We start from the raw sequence: 15,961 nt of genomic DNA, 5'->3' as shown, positions 1-15,961 counted from the left end.
TCTAAGGATCACGATGTCTGCTGCCGCCGACGGCTTCCGCATGCCTGCCGAGTGGACCCCGCACGAGCGCACCTGGATGGCGTGGCCGGGCCCCAACCCCACCTTCGACGCCCCGGACGACCTCGCCGCCTCCCGCGCCGCCTGGGCGTCCGTGGCCCGGACGATCCGGCGCTTCGAGCCCGTGACCGTGGTCTGCGGCCCCGGCCAGTCCGCCGAGGCGCGGGCGCTGCTCGGCCCCGGCGTCGACACCGTCGAGCGTGAGCTGGACGACGCCTGGATGCGGGACATCGGCCCGACCTTCCTCACCAACGGCAAGGGCGAACTGGCCGCCGTGGACTGGACGTTCAACGGCTGGGGCGCCCAGGGCTGGGCCCGCTGGGAGCACGACTCCAAGATCGCCGCGTATGTCTGCGACCTCGCGGGCGCGAAGACGTACGCCTCGAAGCTGGTCAACGAGGGCGGCGCGATCCACGTCGACGGCGAGGGCACGGTCCTGCTGACGGAGACGGTGCAGCTGGGCCCCGAGCGCAACCCGCACTGGACGAAGGAGCAGGTGGAGGCCGAGATCCACGCCCAGCTCGGCACCAGCAAGGCGATCTGGCTGCCGCGCGGCCTCACCGGCGACTACCCGCCCTACGGCTTCGGCACCCTCGGGCACGTGGACATCGTGGCCGCCTTCGCCCGGCCGGGCGTCGTGGTGGCGCACTCCCAGCCGGACCCGGCCCACCCCGACCACGAGGTCACCAAGGAGGTCATCGGCATCCTGCGCTCCCAGACGGACGCCCGGGGCCGCGCCCTGGAGGTCGTGGAGGTGCCCGCGCCGACCGTCCTGGAGGCCGACGGACACTGGGCCGACTACTCCTACATCAACCACTACCTCTGCAACGGCGGCGTCGTGCTGTGCGGCTTCGACGACCCGCGCGACGAGCTCGCCGCCGGGATCTTCCGCCGCCTCTTCCCGGAGCGGACGGTGACTCTCGTGGACGCGCGTACGATCTTTGCGGGTGGCGGCGGCATCCACTGCATCACCCAGCAGCAGCCGAAGGTCTGATCATGTAGGAGAGTCGCAGATGGCCGGTGCGGCACGGACGCGGAAGAACGCGCCGCCGCGCGAGGAGGTACTCGCCGCCGCCATGGGCATGATCGCCGAGCGCGGTCTGGAGAAGCTCACCATGGCGGCGCTCGGCCGTGAGGTCGGGATGAGCAGCGGCCATCTCCTCTACTACTTCCACTCCAAGGACGAGCTGCTGCTCCAGGCCCTGGAGTGGAGCGAGGGCCGCCTCGGCGCGGAGCGCGGCCGCCTGCTCACCCGTCCCGGTACGGCCCGCGAGCGCCTGTCCGCCTACGTCGACCTGTACGTCCCCGACGGCCACCGCGACCCCCACTGGACCCTGTGGCTGGAGGTCTGGAACCGCTCGCAGAACGCCGACGAGGACGCGCGCGCCCGCCAGGCCGCGATCGAGGGCGCGTGGCATCGCGACCTGGTCGCGCTGATCGCCGAGGGGGTGTCCCGGGGCGAGTTCCGCAGGGTGGACGCGGACCGCTTCGCAGCGAGACTGCGGGCACTGCTGGACGGGTTCTCCATCCATGTGGCCATCGGGTTGCGGGGGACCGACCGGGACCAAGTGCTGGCACATGTACGGGAGTTCATCGAGGACGCGCTGCTCGTCCCCGACCTCTGAACCCCCGCCCGGGTTGTACGCGTTCTGTCCGATTGACCCGGCTCGACCCCTGGGATTGCATCGCCATGGGCCCTCGGCGCCGGGCCGGGGGATACGCGTCCCGGGGGGTACAGCATGGGGAAGAGCAGCAGAGCGGGGCTGGTGGCGGTGGCCGCGGTGCTCGGCCTGGCGGTCGCGCCGCAGGCCGTCGCGGCGCCGCGGCACGGCACCACGCGCATCAGCACCACGGTGGCCGGTGCCCAGTCCGCCACCGCCTCGGCCGGAGGCACCATCAGCGCCGACGGCCGCTACGCCGTCTACGGCACCGATGGCCCCGGCGGCGAAGGCTGCCCGACCGCATACGGGTGGTGCGTGCTCGTCAAGGACCTGCGCACCGGCAGGACCGTCAAGGTCCCGGGCACCGGCGTCGAGGCGTACGACCCGATGATCAGCGGCGACGGCTCCAAAGTCGGCTACACCAGCGGCACTTACCACTTCTTCCGCGCCAAGGTCTACGACCGCCGCACCGGCACACTCCAGACCCTGTGGCCCGCCGACCCGCCGAAGGACAACTGGTACGAGCGCTCCGACCTCACAGGCCTGAGTGCCGACGGCCGCTACGCCGCCTACACCATCGGCAACCGCGACGGCAACGCCTTCACCGCCCACCTCATGGTCCGGGACCTGACCACCGGCACCGACGAGGTGGTGGATCAGCCCGGCCACCTCAGTCACCTCGTCGGCGGCCGGCTCAGCGCCGACGGCCGGTACGTCGCCTACAGCGCGCTGGACAGCGACGCCGCCGCCCTCTACGTCAAGGAGCGCAGGACCGGCAGGACCCGGAGCATCCACATCCCCGCCGGCGGCGGCTCCTCGGTCATCGACATCTCGGCCGACGGACGCCACGTCCTGTTCCAGTTCGCCGCCTCCTACCCGGGGACGACCACCCGGACCTACCTCGCCGACACCCGCACCGGCCGCGCCGAACCCGTCGGACCCGAGGGAGCCACGGCCCTCGCCCTCGACCCCACCGGCCGGTACACCCTGCTGAAGGACCCCACCGGCGCCCTCCGCCTGCTGGACCCCCGCACCGGACGGCAGCACACGGTGGCCGCCGCGAGCTCGGCCGCCACCGCCGGACCCGGCGCCCTCACCCGCTCCGGCCGTACCGTCGTCTTCGCCTCCGCCGCCGCCCTGGTCCCGGGCGACACGAACGGCGTATCGGACGTCTTCGCACGCAGGATCGGGTAAAGGAATCGTTTGCTCCGGCGCCGGGCAAGTAACGGCCCATGGAACGACAACACTGGAAGAAGATCTGGGTCGGCTCGGCGGGCAACATGGTCGAGTGGTTCGACTGGTTCGTGTACGCGAGCTTCGCCACCTACTTCGCCGGCGCGTTCTTCCCGAGCGGCAATCCCACCGCCCAACTCATGAACACCGCAGGCATCTTCGCCGTCGGCTTCTTCATGCGCCCCGTGGGCGGCTGGCTGCTCGGCCGGGTCGGCGACCGCAAGGGCCGTAAGGCGGCGCTCACGCTGACCGTCACTCTGATGTCGGCGTCGGCGGTCCTCATCGCCGTCGCCCCGACCTACGCGGTCGCCGGCTACGGCGGCGCGCTCGTCCTGCTCGTCGCCCGCCTGCTGCAAGGACTGTCGGTGGGCGGCGAGTACGCGGCCAGCGCCACCTATCTGACGGAGGCCTCGGACCCGCGCAGCCGCGGCTTCGCCTCCAGCTTCCAGTACGTGTCCATGACCGCCGGCCAGATCGTCGGCCTGGGGATCCAGATCGTCCTGCAACACACCATGTCCGACTCCGCGCTGCACAGCTACGGCTGGCGCATCCCGTTCGTCGTGGGCGCGCTCGGCGCGGCGATCATCTTCTATCTGCGCCGCAGCATGCTGGAGACCGAGGTGTACGAGGAGGACACCTCGCACGCCGAGGAGCGCGGCACGCTGCGCGCGCTGTGGCAGCACAAGCGGGAGGCGTTCCTGGTCGTCGCCCTCACCATGGGCGGCACCGTGGCGTACTACACGTACACCACCTACCTGACCAAGTACCTGTCCAACTCGGCCGGCCTGTCCAAGCAGACGGCGACGCTCGTCTCCTTCACCGCGCTGATCGTCTTCGCCTGCCTCCAGCCGCTCGCGGGCCGGCTGTCCGACCGGATCGGCCGGCGCCCGCTGCTGATCACCTTCGCGGTCGGCTCCACCTTCCTCACCGTGCCGATCATGACCCTCCTCAAGCACGCCAACGGCTACTGGTCCGCCCTCGGCCTCGCCCTGCTCGCGCTGATCGTCGTCACCGGCTACACCTCGATCAACGCCTGTGTGAAGGCCGAGCTCTTCCCGACCGGCATCCGCGCCCTCGGCGTGGCCCTGCCCTACGCGATCGCCAACGCCCTCTTCGGCGGTACGGCGGAGTACGTCGCGCTGTGGTTCAAGAACGCCGGGATCGAGTCCGGTTTCTTCTGGTACGTGGCCGGCTGCGCCGCCGTGTCGCTGGTGGTCTACGTCACCATGCGTGAGACCAAGGACCTGGACCTCGCCCGGGTGAGGGACCGTACGGATTCCAGTCTGACGACCGCATCCTGAGACGGACGATGAGCCGGGGGCAGGGCTGTGCCAGACTGCCTCCGTGCTCTCGTTCGCCATGATTATTGGCAGCAGGCGCGCCGGTCCGCAGTGACCACCTCGTACGACCAGGTGCGGGTGGCCACCGTCGTCCTCGACCCGCGCGCAGACCTCTCGCACCCGCGAGGGGTTTTTTCGTTTTCCGGCCCACCTTCAGCCGGGGGACGTCAGCGCGAGGGACCATTGGGGGGACGGTGGAGCCGGTCATTCCGGTAAGACCGAAGATCCACAACAGGAGCCTTGACACCATGACCGAGACGGCAACCAGCGAGCTCGACGACTCGTTCCACGTCTTCGACACCACGCTGCGCGACGGCGCGCAGCGCGAGGGCATCAACCTCACCGTCGCGGACAAGCTCGCCATCGCACGGCACCTGGACGACTTCGGCGTCGGCTTCATCGAGGGCGGCTGGCCGGGGGCGAACCCCCGGGACACCGAGTTCTTCGCCCGCGCCCAGGCCGAGATCGACTTCCGGCACGCCCAGCTGGTCGCCTTCGGCGCCACCCGCCGCGCCGGCGCCAAGGCCGCCGAGGACCCCCAGGTCAAGGCCCTGCTCGACTCCGGCGCCCCGGTGATCACGCTGGTCGCCAAGTCACACGACCGGCATGTGGAACTGGCCCTGCGCACCACCCTGGACGAGAACCTGGAGATGGTCCGCGACACCGTCTCGCACCTGCGCGAACAGGGCCGCCGCGTCTTCGTCGACTGCGAGCACTTCTTCGACGGCTACCGCGCCAACCCCGAGTACGCGAAGGCGGTCGTCCGTACGGCCTCGGAGGCCGGCGCCGATGTCGTGATCCTCTGCGACACCAACGGCGGCATGCTGCCCGCCCAGATCCACGCCGTCGTCGCCACGGTCCTCGCCGACACCGGTGCCCGGCTCGGCATCCATGCCCAGGACGACACCGGCTGCGCGGTCGCCAACACCCTCGCCGCCGTCGACGCCGGCGCGACCCACGTGCAGTGCACGGCCAACGGCTACGGCGAGCGCGTCGGCAACGCCAACCTCTTCCCGGTCGTCGCGGCCCTGGAGCTGAAGTACGGCAAGAAGGTGCTGCCCGAGGGCAAGCTCCGCGAGACGACGCGGATCTCCCACGCCATCGCCGAGGTCGTGAACCTCACCCCCTCCACCCACCAGCCGTACGTCGGCGTATCGGCCTTCGCCCACAAGGCCGGCCTGCACGCCTCCGCGATCAAGGTCGACCCGGACCTGTACCAGCACATCGACCCCGAGCTGGTCGGCAACACCATGCGCATGCTGGTCTCCGACATGGCGGGCCGCGCCTCCATCGAGCTGAAGGGCAAGGAGCTCGGCATCGACCTCGGCGGCGACCGCGCCCTGGTCGGCCGGGTGGTCGAGCGGGTCAAGGAGCGCGAGCTCAAGGGCTACACGTACGAGGCGGCGGACGCGAGCTTCGAACTCCTGCTGCGGGCCGAGGTCGAGGGCCGGCCCCTGAAGTACTTCGACGTCGAGTCCTGGCGGGCCATCGTCGAGGACCGCCCCGACGGCACGCACGCCAACGAGGCCACGGTGAAGCTGTGGGCCAAGAAGGAGCGGATCGTCGCCACCGCCGAGGGCAACGGCCCGGTCAACGCCCTCGACCGCGCCCTGCGCGTGGCCCTGGAGAAGATCTACCCGCAGCTCGCCGCGCTGGAGCTGGTCGACTACAAGGTCCGCATCCTGGAGGGCAAGCACGGCACCTCGTCGACGACCCGCGTCCTGATCTCCACGACCGACGGCGGCGGCGAGTGGTCCACGGTGGGCGTGGCGGACAACGTCATCGCCGCGTCCTGGCAGGCCTTGGAGGACGCGTACACGTACGGGCTGCTGCGGGCGGGCGTGGAGCCGGCGCAGTAGCCGCGCAGCTGCGGGCAGTCGTGCCGCTGGGGTGATGGGGGTGCCCCCGGTCGAGCGAAGCCGAGACTGGGGGAGGGCGGGCGATAGGGGTCCCCCCGCGATGGGGCCCCTCCCGCGATGGGGGTCCCTCCCGCGATGGGGGTCCCTCCCGCGATGGGGGCACCTCCCGCGCGAGCGAAGCCGAGCGTGGGGGAGAAGCCGAGCGTGGGGGAGAAGCCGAGCGTGGGGGAGGCACCTCCCGGCGAGCAGCGCCTCCAGTCGCTACGGCGCACGCCAGATGTTGTCGAAGGCCGCGTTCTCGATGCGCCTGCGTTCGCGGACCGCGTTGAGCTCGGTCACCGCGTCGCCGACCGCCGCCAGGACGGTGACGACGGCCTCGTCGGCGGGAGGCTCCGCCGGCCGGTCGGCCTCGATGCGCAGCGTGGCGGCGAGGCCGGCGAGGACCGGCTCACGGGACCACCACCGGTCGGCGGCGTGCTGCCGGGCCGGGGTGTCGGCAGCCGCATCCCGCCCGGCCCGCCGGAACAGCCCCTGCCGTTTCCCGGTGAGCTGTCCGGCGCGATCCAGCGCGTCACGGTAGGCGGCGGCCAGCCCCTGCCCCCGGCGCCACAGCCAGTCCTCGACGGTCTCGTGCGGCTCTTGCCGCTTCAGCGCCGCCCCGGCCTCGTCCAGCATCCGGTCGCCCGTGGTGAGCGCGGGACCGGGCACGATGCGCTCACCCTCCAGGGTGAGCGCCCGCGTGCCGAGCAGGTCGACCAGTTCGGCGCCCGCGAGCGCCAGCGACAGATCGCCCTGCTCGACGGGGTGCTCACCGGGTACGTCCAGGCTGACGAGGAACAGATCCTGCGGTGTCGTCATACCGTCATCGTCCCCCATGGCAGCGACGGTCCCGCTCACCACTCTCCGATATGTCAGATTTCAGGGCGATTCGGGTAGCTTCGAAGTATGAAGGCCGTCCCGCGGACCCGCAGTCTGCTCGCCTCGCTGCCGGCGGCCCTGCTGCTGGCTGCCCTCGCCCTCGTCCTGACGACCCCGTTCGCACCCCGGGCGAGCGCGGACACGAGCATCTCGGTGATCGCCCGTGGCCTGCGCGCGAGCCCCGTCTACGTCGACCCGGCGGCCGCGTCCCAGCTGTCGAAGGCGGACGCCGACGCGCTCGCGAAACAGATCAGGGACGCGAACAAGCCGGTGTTCATCGCAGTGCTCCCGGCCGGCTATCCGACCAGCGGGCTCTTCTCGAACCTGCGCGCGGCCACCGGCATCACCGGCCTGTACGGCATCCGCCTCGGCGACCGCTTCGACGCCCGCGCCGACTCCTCCGTCATGTCCACGACGGCCCGGCAGAACCTGGTGAACAGCGTCCAGGGCGAGCCGGTGAAGACCCAGCTCACCGACTTCGCCGACCGCGCGGTGGCCACGGTCGGCGGGCATGCCCCGAGGAGCTGGGGCGGTTCGTCCGGCTCGGGCGGCGGGGTGTCCGGTACGGCGGTGCTCGTCACGGGTGCCGTACTCGTGGCCGGCGGCGCGGGCGCGTACGCCCTGGTCCGGCGCAGCCGACGGCGCCGCGAGGAGGAGCAGCGGGCCGCTCTCGACCGGCTGAGGGTGGTCGTGGACGAGGACATCACCGCCTTCGGCGAGGAGCTGGACCGCCTCGACTTCCATCCCGCGGAGACCGGCGCCGACGACGCGATGCGCGCGGACTACGAGCGCGCGCTCGACGCCTACGAGACCGCCAAGCAGCGCATGGCCGAGGCGCGTCGCCCGGAGGACGTCCGCACGGTGACGGAGGCTTTGGAGGACGGCCGTTTCTCCCTCTCGCAGCTCGCCGCCCGCCGCGAGGGCCGCCCGCTGCCCGAGCGCCGGCCGCCCTGCTTCTTCGACCCGCGCCACGGCCCCTCGGTCACCGACTCCGACTGGACCCCGCCCGGCGGCGCCCCGCGCCAGGTCCCGGTGTGCGCGGCCGACGCCACCCGGCTCGCGGACGGCCGCGACCCGGTGATCCGTGAGGTCGACACCGACTACGGCCGCCGCCCCTACTGGGACGCGGGCCCCGCCTACGGCCCCTGGGCGGGCGGCTACTTCGGCGGCGGCATCCTGCCCGGCCTGCTCGTCGGCACCCTCCTCGGCAGCATGATGGCCACCCCGTCCTACGCGGCCGACTACGGCACCGGGTACGGAGACTTCGGCCCCGGTTCCGGTTACGGCTACGACGACGGCTCCCAGGGCGGTGATGTCTCCGGCACGGACTTCGACGCCGGGGACTTCGGGGGCGGGTTCGGCGACGGCGGGGACTTCGGCGGGGGAGGGGGAGACAACGGCGGGGACTTCGGCGGGGGGTTCTGAGACGGGCCGCGGGCCATCCCCTCGACCCGGACGCGGGGTCCGTGCGGCTTTGGGGCGGTTTCGCAAGCTATTTGGTTCAGGCTGAACAGCTCGCACACCACTGATCCCGACGGTCACCATCTCCCTGCGGCAACCGCCGCGCAGGCGAGCAACGGCTCGACAGAACGGGAGAATCGGCATGGCCAAGGGGATCCTCGGCAAGATCGGGCGACGCGCCGCCACTGCGGCGGCGGCGGTGGCGCTGGCGGCCGGCGGAGTCGGTCTGTCGGCGGGCAGCGCGTCGGCTGACGCCTACTGGTACAGCTTCCCCTACCACGCGAGCGGCCACGGGGTGGGGGTCTACTCGCAGCCGCACGCCAACAGCTGGAAGCCCGCCGGCAATCTGTCGTCGGTCTCGGGCTCCCAGGACGAGATCCTGATCGAGTGCTGGACCACGGGCGACGACATCAACGGTCAGGGTGACGTCTGGTACCGGGTGCAGGGCGCGTACTCCCCCAGCTACGGCAACTTGTACTCCTCCAGCTGGGACGAATACCTGGGCCAGGCCTTCGTCTACGGCGCCTACGTCGACAACTACTGGTACTGGCACAACGAATGGCAGAGCGGCGCCATCGGCCGCTGCCCGTGATGCCACCGGGTCGAATGGCGTGAACTCAGCCTGGTGCGCCCACAGGCCCTCGGTCATGCTTTCGGTTCTCAGCAAACGGCCTGCCGTCGGGGGAGTCGGGCGTGCTGCGTATCGAGTTGTCGGCACAGGAACTTGCGCGGATCCAGTTCGCACCGCAGCCGGCACCGCTCGTCGAACTCAAGCTCTCACTGATGATGCTGCGGCGCCCGGACTCGGAGCAGACGTTCGGACGGTGGCGGCGCGGGTTACGGCAACGCCTGCCCGTCACCACCCGGGCGCTGTGGGACCTGCTCTCGTCCTCCCGCGGCCCGGCGTTCCTGGATCCGCTGAGCGTGGATCTGCCGACCGGACTGGACGCGGTCCGGTCGGCCCCCGTCACCCTGGTGCGGGACGGCGTCGAACGGGTCCGGGCAGGGCGGCCGGGCCCGCTGCCCGGATGGCTGAGCGATGTGACCCAAGGTGACGCCACGTCCCGGGAGCAGCTGTGCCAAGGCCTTCACGACGCCTGTCGCGCGGTGCTCGGGGCGACCTGGCCCCGCGTAACGGCCCAGCACAAGGCCGAGTTCGCTCGTTACGCCCTCAACGCGGCCGAGCACGGGGTCGTCGGCGCGCTGACCATGCTGTGCCCGGGCTCCCGGCTGGTCGACAGCTGCTGGGAGCTCGACGCGCCCTACCAGCGGCACGTGATGCCGGCCGGCCGTGGCCTGGTGCTGCTGCCCACCTTCCACTGGACCATGGCCCCCTTGATCGCCGAGAACGCCGAGACCGAGAACGAGGGGGAGCCGGTCCTGGTGGTCTACCCCGCTGGTGGGGGCGTACCGATCGTGCCCGGCGCCGCGGGCGAAGACGCGCTCGCCCTGGTCCTCGGCAGTACCCGAGCGCACACGCTGCGCCTGCTGTCCGAGCCACTGAGCACCAGCGAGCTGGCCGGCCGGCTGGGCATCAGCCCCGGCGCGGCCTCCATGCACACCGCCGCGCTCCGCCAGGCGGGACTGATCGGCACGGTGCGCAACGGCCGCGCGGTCCGACACGAGCTCACGGCACACTCCTGACCAACGGCGTGGGCCAGGAACACCCCTCCGCACAGCGCTGCCCCGCCGCGCCGCACTGACCTGTGGGGAAGCGACGCTCGTCCCACCGGCCCCGCCAGGCAGGGATCGGAAGGTGTGGGCTACGGGGCCGTAGCGAAGTCGAAGGACAGGGAAGGGGGATTGGGGAGAGGGTGGCGCATGTCTTCCCCTTGCCTCCCTGGCAGGACACGCGAACGCCCGCCCTCCCTTTTCCGGGGAGCGGGCGTGCGCACGGGGCGTCGGCGAACCGCCGGAGGCTCACGCCTTCTTGATCGCCGAGATGTCGAAGTTCAGCTTGATCTTGTCGGAGACGAGGACGCCGCCGGTCTCCAGAGCCGCGTTCCAGGTCAGGCCCCACTCCGAGCGCAGGATCTCGGCCTTGCCCTCGAAGCCGACGCGCTCGTTGCCGAAGGGGTCCTTCGCGGCGCCGTTGAACTCCAGGTCGATGGTGATCGGCTTGGTCGTGCCGAGGATGGAGAGGTCACCGGTGATGCGGTAGTCGTCGCCGCCCAGGGCCTCCGCCTTGGTGGAGCGGAAGGTCATGACCGGGAATTCGTCGATCTTGAAAAAGTCGGACGACTTCAGGTGCCCGTCACGGTCGGCGCTGCCGGTGTCCACGCTCGCCATCTGAATGTCGAGGCTGGCCGTGGACTTGCCGGGGTCCGCGCCGTCCAGGTGCAGGCTGCCGGTGAAGTCGTTGAAGGCTCCCTTGACGTTGGTGACCATGGCGTGCCGGGCGGTGAAACCGATCGTGGTGTGCGCCGGGTCGATCGTGTACTCACCGGTCAGCGCGGTCAGGTCGGCGCCCGTGTCGGCGGCGGTGGTCTCGGGGGTGCTGCTCTTGCGGCCGAAGATGCCCATGTCCTGCTCCAGGAAGATGTCTGTTGAACGTTAAACGAACTCGGTGTCTCCGACGGTAGACCCATTCAGTTCGGTTTTCAACATAACGCGCAGCGTGTCTTCATCGTCGCACGCAGTGATGGGGCGTGCCCTCTGGCGGCCCGCGTGGAACTCGGGCACCATCCCCGGCATGCGCAGGACCGGACCGACCCGACGTGCTCTCCTGCTGGCCGCCGCCCTCACCCCCGCCCTGGCCTCCCCTGCCTTCGCGGACGGCGATACCTACGACACCCTGCGCCGCCGCTGGCTCGACATCGCCCTCGGTACGGGTTACGACCCGGACGCCGAGCCGTACGCCTCCCGGCTCGCCCGACTCGGTTCCCTGGCAGCCGACTTCAGCCGCACCATGGCGCCCGCCCCGGACTCCCTGTGGCCCGGCCACCCCTTCGACCCGCCGTCCGGCATCACCTACAGCTACAGCCGGCTGTGGACCATGGCCCAGGCCCACCGCCGGCCCGGCACCGGCCGCACCGGCGATCCCGCGCTCCTCGACGCCGTCCTGCGCGGCCTCGACCATCTCTCCGCCCGCGTCTACAACCCTTCGACCAGCCGCTACGGCAACTGGTGGGAATGGCAGATCGGCAGCCCCCGGCTGCTCATGGACATCACCGCCGCCCTGTACGACCACCTCGGCGCGGTCCGTGTCGCCTCGGCCTGTGCGGCCGTGGAGCACTTCATCCCGGACGCGATGCTCACCGACTACTCCGGCACCTCCACCGGCGCCAACCGCGTCGACCTCGCCCGCTCCGTCCTCCTGCGCGGCATCCTCGGCCGGGACGACGCGAAGATCTCCCTCGCCCGGGACGCCCTCTCGCCCGTCTTCCCGTACGTCACCCGGGGCGACGGGCTCCATGCCGACGGCTCCTTCGTGCAGCACACCTGGGTCGCCTACTCGGGGACGTACGGCCAGGTCCTGCTCGACGGCCTCGGGCGGCTGTTCGCGCTGCTGGCCGGGTCGCCCTGGGAGGTCGCCGACCCGGCCCGGCAGAACGTCCTGGACGCCGTGGAGCACGCCTTCGCTCCCCTGATCCACGACGGGCTGGTCATGGACGGCGTCAACGGCCGTGCCATCAGCCGGGGTTACCTCTCCGGCGACGACCTGCACCTGATGCGCAGCGACCACTTCCACGGACAGGCGCTCATCGCCGCCGTCGCACTGCTCGCGGGCGGGGCGGGGGAGGAGCGACGGGAGCGGTGGTACGGCCTGGTGAAGGGATGGATCCAACGGGACACCGTCACGCCTGTCCTGACGTCGGATCAGTTGGATGTCGCCGATCTCGCACGGCTGCACGCGGTCGCCGCCTTGCCCGCCCCGCCGCTCGCCGAACCCCTCGGCCACCGCCTCTTCCCGGCCATGGACCGCGCCGTGCACCGCGGCCCCCGGTTCACCGCCGCCCTCTCCATGGCCAGCGACCGCATCGCCCACTACGAGTGCGGCAACGGCGAGAACCCGCGCGGCTGGCACACCGGTTCGGGAATGCTCTACTGGTGGCCGAAGGGCAGCTCGGACCAGTACACGGACTGGTTCTGGCCGACCGTCGACTGGTACCGGCTGCCCGGCACCACCGTTTCCACCAAGCGCCTCGCCGACCGCGCCGGCGGCGAGTGGGGCGCGCCCCGGCCGGACGTGCGCTGGGTCGGCGGGACGACGGACGGCACGTACGCGGCCGTCGGCCAGCACCTCAAGGGCCTCGGCTCCACCCTTCAGGCCCGCAAGTCCTGGTTCTTCCTCGACGACGCGGTGGTCTGCCTCGGCGCCGGGATCAGCTGCGCCGACGGCGTCCCGGTCGAGACCGTCGTGGACAACCGCAACCTGGGGGAGGGCGGCACCCAGGCCTTCACCCAGGACGTCGTCCATGGTCGGCACTGGGCCCATCTCGAAGGGCACGGCGGCTGGCTCCTGCCGCACGGGGGCGAGCTGCGCAGCCTGCGCGAGGACCGCACCGGCGCCTGGTCCGACATCAACACGGGAAGCACGGGCGAGCGGCGCACCCGGCGCTGGCAGACCCTGTGGCTCGACCACGGCACCGATCCCGTGGACGCCGGTTACGTCTACGTCCTGCTGCCGGGCGCGTCCCGCACCGAGACCCTCGCCCGGGCCGCCGACCGCCCATGGTTGTGCGTCCTCGCCAACGACACCTTCCGGCAGGCCGTCGCCGTCCCCCGGCTGGGGCTGCGGGCGGCGAACTTCTGGCGGGCCGGTACGGTGGGGGACCTCACCGTCTCGGCCGGGGCGAGCGTCCTCGTCGTCCGCCGGGGCGGCACGGCCACCCTCCACATCAGCGAGCCGCCGCGCACGGGCGTACCGCTGGAGATCGTCTGGGACCGCCCGGTGCGCGAGGTGATCCGCGCCGGTGAGGGGGTGCAGGTCCGGTCGGCGGACAGCCGTCTGAGTCTCCGCGTCACCCCGGGGATGGCATGTGCGGACCACGTATGTGAGGTGGCTCTCAGGTGACAGCTTTGTGGCCTCTCCACAACCCCGGTGCCCTCTGAGCAGTCGGAACGGCTGCACGCGTCCACGGTTCTGTTCACTCGTACCAGGAAAACGGGCCGGAGACTGTACGGAGTCAACGGCTCGCTTTTCTTGGTGTCCTTCGTAAGGTCGCTACATGACCGTTTTGGATGAGACGACGGGTGAACCGACCGGCGAGCCGGCGGACGCGCGCGGACGGGTCGCCGAACTGCACGAGATCCGTGCCAGGGCCGTCGCCGGCCCGAGTGAGAAGGCGACGGCGGCGCAGCACGCCAAGGGCAAGCTGACGGCCCGGGAGCGGATCGAGCTGCTCCTGGACCCGGGGTCCTTCCAGGAGGTCGAGCAGCTGCGTCGGCACCGGGCGAGCGGCTTCGGCCTGGAGGCGAAGAAGCCGTACACCGACGGTGTGATCACCGGCTGGGGCACGGTCGAGGGCCGTACGGTCTTCGTCTACGCGCACGACTTCCGGATCTTCGGCGGCGCGCTGGGCGAGGCCCACGCCACCAAGATCCACAAGATCATGGACATGGCCATCGCGGCCGGCGCGCCCCTGGTCTCCCTGAACGACGGTGCGGGCGCCCGTATCCAGGAGGGCGTCTCGGCCCTCGCCGGGTACGGCGGCATCTTCCAGCGCAACACCAGGGCGAGCGGTGTCATCCCGCAGATCAGCGTGATGCTCGGCCCCTGCGCGGGCGGCGCGGCCTACTCGCCGGCCCTGACGGACTTCGTCTTCATGGTCCGTGAGACCTCGCAGATGTTCATCACCGGCCCGGACGTGGTCAAGGCGGTCACGGGCGAGGAGATCACCCAGAACGGGCTCGGCGGCGCCGACGTGCACGCCGAGACGTCCGGTGTCTGCCACTTCGCGTACGACGACGAGGAGACCTGCCTCGCCGAGGTCCGCTACCTCATCTCGCTGCTCCCGCAGAACAACCGGGAGAACCCCCCGCGGGTGCAGAGCTCGGACCCGGTCGACCGGCGCAGCGACGTGCTGCTGGACCTGGTCCCGGCGGACGGCAACCGGCCGTACGACATGACCAAGGTCATCGAGGAGATCGTCGACGACGGCGAGTTTCTGGAGGTCCACGAGCGCTGGGCCCGCAACATCATCTGCGCGCTGGCCCGCCTCGACGGCCAGGTGGTCGGCATCATCGCCAACCAGCCGCAGGTGCTGGCGGGTGTCCTGGACATCGAGGCGTCGGAAAAAGCTGCGCGCTTTGTCCAGATGTGTGACGCTTTCAATGTCCCGATCGTCACCTTCCTGGACGTGCCGGGGTTCCTCCCCGGTGTGGACCAGGAGCACGGCGGAATCATCCGTCACGGCGCGAAGCTGCTGTACGCCTACTGCAACGCGACCGTGCCGAGGATTTCGCTCATCCTGCGCAAGGCGTACGGAGGTGCCTACATCGTCATGGACTCCCAGTCGATCGGTGCCGACCTGACCTATGCCTGGCCCACCAACGAGATCGCGGTGATGGGCGCGGAAGGCGCGGCCAACGTCATCTTCCGCCGGCAGATCGCCGAGGCCGAGGACCCCGAGGCGATGCGCGCGCGGATGGTCAAGGAGTACAAGTCCGAGCTGATGCACCCGTACTACGCGGCGGAGCGCGGCCTGGTCGACGACGTGATCGACCCCGCCGAGACCCGCGAGGTCCTGGTCAAGTCGCTGGCGATGCTCCAGTCCAAGCACGCCGACCTGCCCTCCCGCAAGCACGGCAACCCGCCGCAGTAACCGAGCGGACCCGCCGCGGCAACCCCGCGGACCCCTTTCCCACGGAGACTGAACTCATGAGCACTCCCGACATCCGCGTCGAGAAGGGCCACGCCGAGCCCGAGGAAGTTGCCGCCATCACGGCCGTCCTCCTGGCCCGCGCGGCCGCCCGCACCTCCATCACCCCGACCCGCCGCGCCCGCCCCAAGGCCGGCTGGCGCCGCCTTGAGCGCGAGGGCGGCTTCCGGGCGCCGCACAGCTGGCACTGAGCGCCTGGGACCCTGTGCACAACGGCGAGAGCCGCCGACTCCGTGGACCGGAGTCGGCGGCTCTCGCCGTGTACGGGTCCGGCACGGTCCAGAATCCGGAACCGGCGGCCGGCGGGGGCTTGGGGGCCAGCCACGGCCTCCGCACGCGAGATCCCGAATTACCCTTTCCGTACAGGCACCCCAGCACTGAGGGGCGGCACCCTCAAAGGTGCCGCCCCTCAGATGTACAACATCCTCGGTGGATTACCGAAGCCGCGCCATCAGCGCATGCTCCACCAGCGTGATCAGCGTCGACTTGGCGTCCGCGCGGTGGCGGGCGTCCGTGGTGATGATCGGGGTGTCGGGCCCGATCTGGAGGGCCTCGCGGACCTCTTCGGGGTTGTACGGCTGGTTGCCGTCGAAGCCGTTGAGGGCGAT

Annotated in this window: 13 protein-coding genes and 1 pseudogene; 11 read left to right on the top strand and 3 right to left on the bottom strand. The window is 71.1% G+C overall.

Features of this window, described 5'->3' with window-relative positions:
- Window positions 1-13 precede the first annotated feature (13 nt).
- The 5 genes from LE548_RS25830 (at window position 14) to cimA (ending at window position 6,150) form a co-directional block, all read left to right on the top strand.
- A complete protein-coding gene (locus LE548_RS25830) occupies window positions 14-1,051 on the top strand; it encodes an agmatine/peptidylarginine deiminase (RefSeq protein ID WP_225099336.1) in 1,038 nt (345 codons plus the stop codon).
- A 19-nt stretch (window positions 1,052-1,070) separates the two neighbouring features.
- The gene (locus LE548_RS25825; RefSeq protein WP_225099335.1) at window positions 1,071-1,682 is read left to right on the top strand and encodes a TetR/AcrR family transcriptional regulator; all 612 of its coding nucleotides are present in this window, start codon (window positions 1,071-1,073) and stop codon (window positions 1,680-1,682) included.
- Window positions 1,683-1,796: 114 nt separating this feature from the next.
- Entirely contained in the window at window positions 1,797-2,912 is a 1,116-nt protein-coding gene (locus LE548_RS25820) for a hypothetical protein (RefSeq protein WP_225099334.1), read from the top strand.
- Window positions 2,913-2,950: 38 nt separating this feature from the next.
- Complete coding sequence (locus LE548_RS25815) at window positions 2,951-4,252, top strand: MFS transporter (protein ID WP_225099333.1); 1,302 nt, start codon at window positions 2,951-2,953, stop codon at window positions 4,250-4,252.
- Between the two features lie 287 nt (window positions 4,253-4,539).
- Window positions 4,540-6,150: a citramalate synthase gene (cimA, locus tag LE548_RS25810; RefSeq protein ID WP_225099332.1), complete on the top strand. Its 1,611-nt coding sequence runs from the start codon at window positions 4,540-4,542 to the stop codon at window positions 6,148-6,150.
- Window positions 6,151-6,411: 261 nt separating this feature from the next.
- Here cimA and LE548_RS25805 read toward each other — a convergent pair whose 3' ends face one another.
- The gene (locus LE548_RS25805) at window positions 6,412-7,008 is read right to left on the bottom strand and encodes a GPP34 family phosphoprotein (RefSeq protein ID WP_225099331.1); all 597 of its coding nucleotides are present in this window, start codon (window positions 7,006-7,008) and stop codon (window positions 6,412-6,414) included.
- An 87-nt stretch (window positions 7,009-7,095) separates the two neighbouring features.
- On the opposite strand from LE548_RS25805, the gene LE548_RS25800 reads away from it, so the two are divergent.
- The 3 genes from LE548_RS25800 (at window position 7,096) to LE548_RS25790 (ending at window position 10,173) form a co-directional block, all read left to right on the top strand.
- Entirely contained in the window at window positions 7,096-8,493 is a 1,398-nt protein-coding gene (locus LE548_RS25800) for a hypothetical protein (protein ID WP_225099330.1), read from the top strand.
- 178 nt (window positions 8,494-8,671) lie between these two features.
- Complete coding sequence (locus LE548_RS25795; RefSeq protein WP_225099329.1) at window positions 8,672-9,121, top strand: hypothetical protein; 450 nt, start codon at window positions 8,672-8,674, stop codon at window positions 9,119-9,121.
- Window positions 9,122-9,222: 101 nt separating this feature from the next.
- A complete protein-coding gene (locus LE548_RS25790) occupies window positions 9,223-10,173 on the top strand; it encodes a helix-turn-helix transcriptional regulator (RefSeq protein ID WP_225099328.1) in 951 nt (316 codons plus the stop codon).
- 276 nt (window positions 10,174-10,449) lie between these two features.
- On the opposite strand, the gene LE548_RS25785 is transcribed toward LE548_RS25790, so the two are convergent.
- Window positions 10,450-11,052 (bottom strand): YceI family protein, encoded by a 603-nt coding sequence (locus tag LE548_RS25785; RefSeq protein ID WP_225099327.1) that lies wholly within the window; start codon window positions 11,050-11,052, stop codon window positions 10,450-10,452.
- A 169-nt stretch (window positions 11,053-11,221) separates the two neighbouring features.
- Here LE548_RS25785 and LE548_RS25780 point away from each other — a divergent pair, with 169 nt between their 5' ends.
- From LE548_RS25780 to LE548_RS25770, 3 genes are all read left to right on the top strand, one after another.
- Complete coding sequence (locus LE548_RS25780; protein WP_225099326.1) at window positions 11,222-13,546, top strand: polysaccharide lyase 8 family protein; 2,325 nt, start codon at window positions 11,222-11,224, stop codon at window positions 13,544-13,546.
- A 154-nt stretch (window positions 13,547-13,700) separates the two neighbouring features.
- Window positions 13,701-15,296: an acyl-CoA carboxylase subunit beta gene (locus LE548_RS25775; protein WP_225099325.1), complete on the top strand. Its 1,596-nt coding sequence runs from the start codon at window positions 13,701-13,703 to the stop codon at window positions 15,294-15,296.
- 56 nt (window positions 15,297-15,352) lie between these two features.
- On the top strand, window positions 15,353-15,544 hold the full coding sequence (locus LE548_RS25770; protein ID WP_225099324.1) for an acyl-CoA carboxylase subunit epsilon: 192 nt from the start codon (window positions 15,353-15,355) through the stop codon (window positions 15,542-15,544).
- 243 nt (window positions 15,545-15,787) lie between these two features.
- Here LE548_RS25770 and LE548_RS25765 read toward each other — a convergent pair.
- Window positions 15,788-15,961, bottom strand: a pseudogene (locus LE548_RS25765) (ATP-binding protein); the annotation flags it as partial.

It is taken from the genome of Streptomyces sp. CoH27, assembly GCF_020181035.1.
Classification (GTDB): Bacteria; Actinomycetota; Actinomycetes; order Streptomycetales; family Streptomycetaceae; genus Streptomyces; species Streptomyces camelliae.
This window is presented reverse-complemented; position numbering and strand designations above follow the sequence as displayed.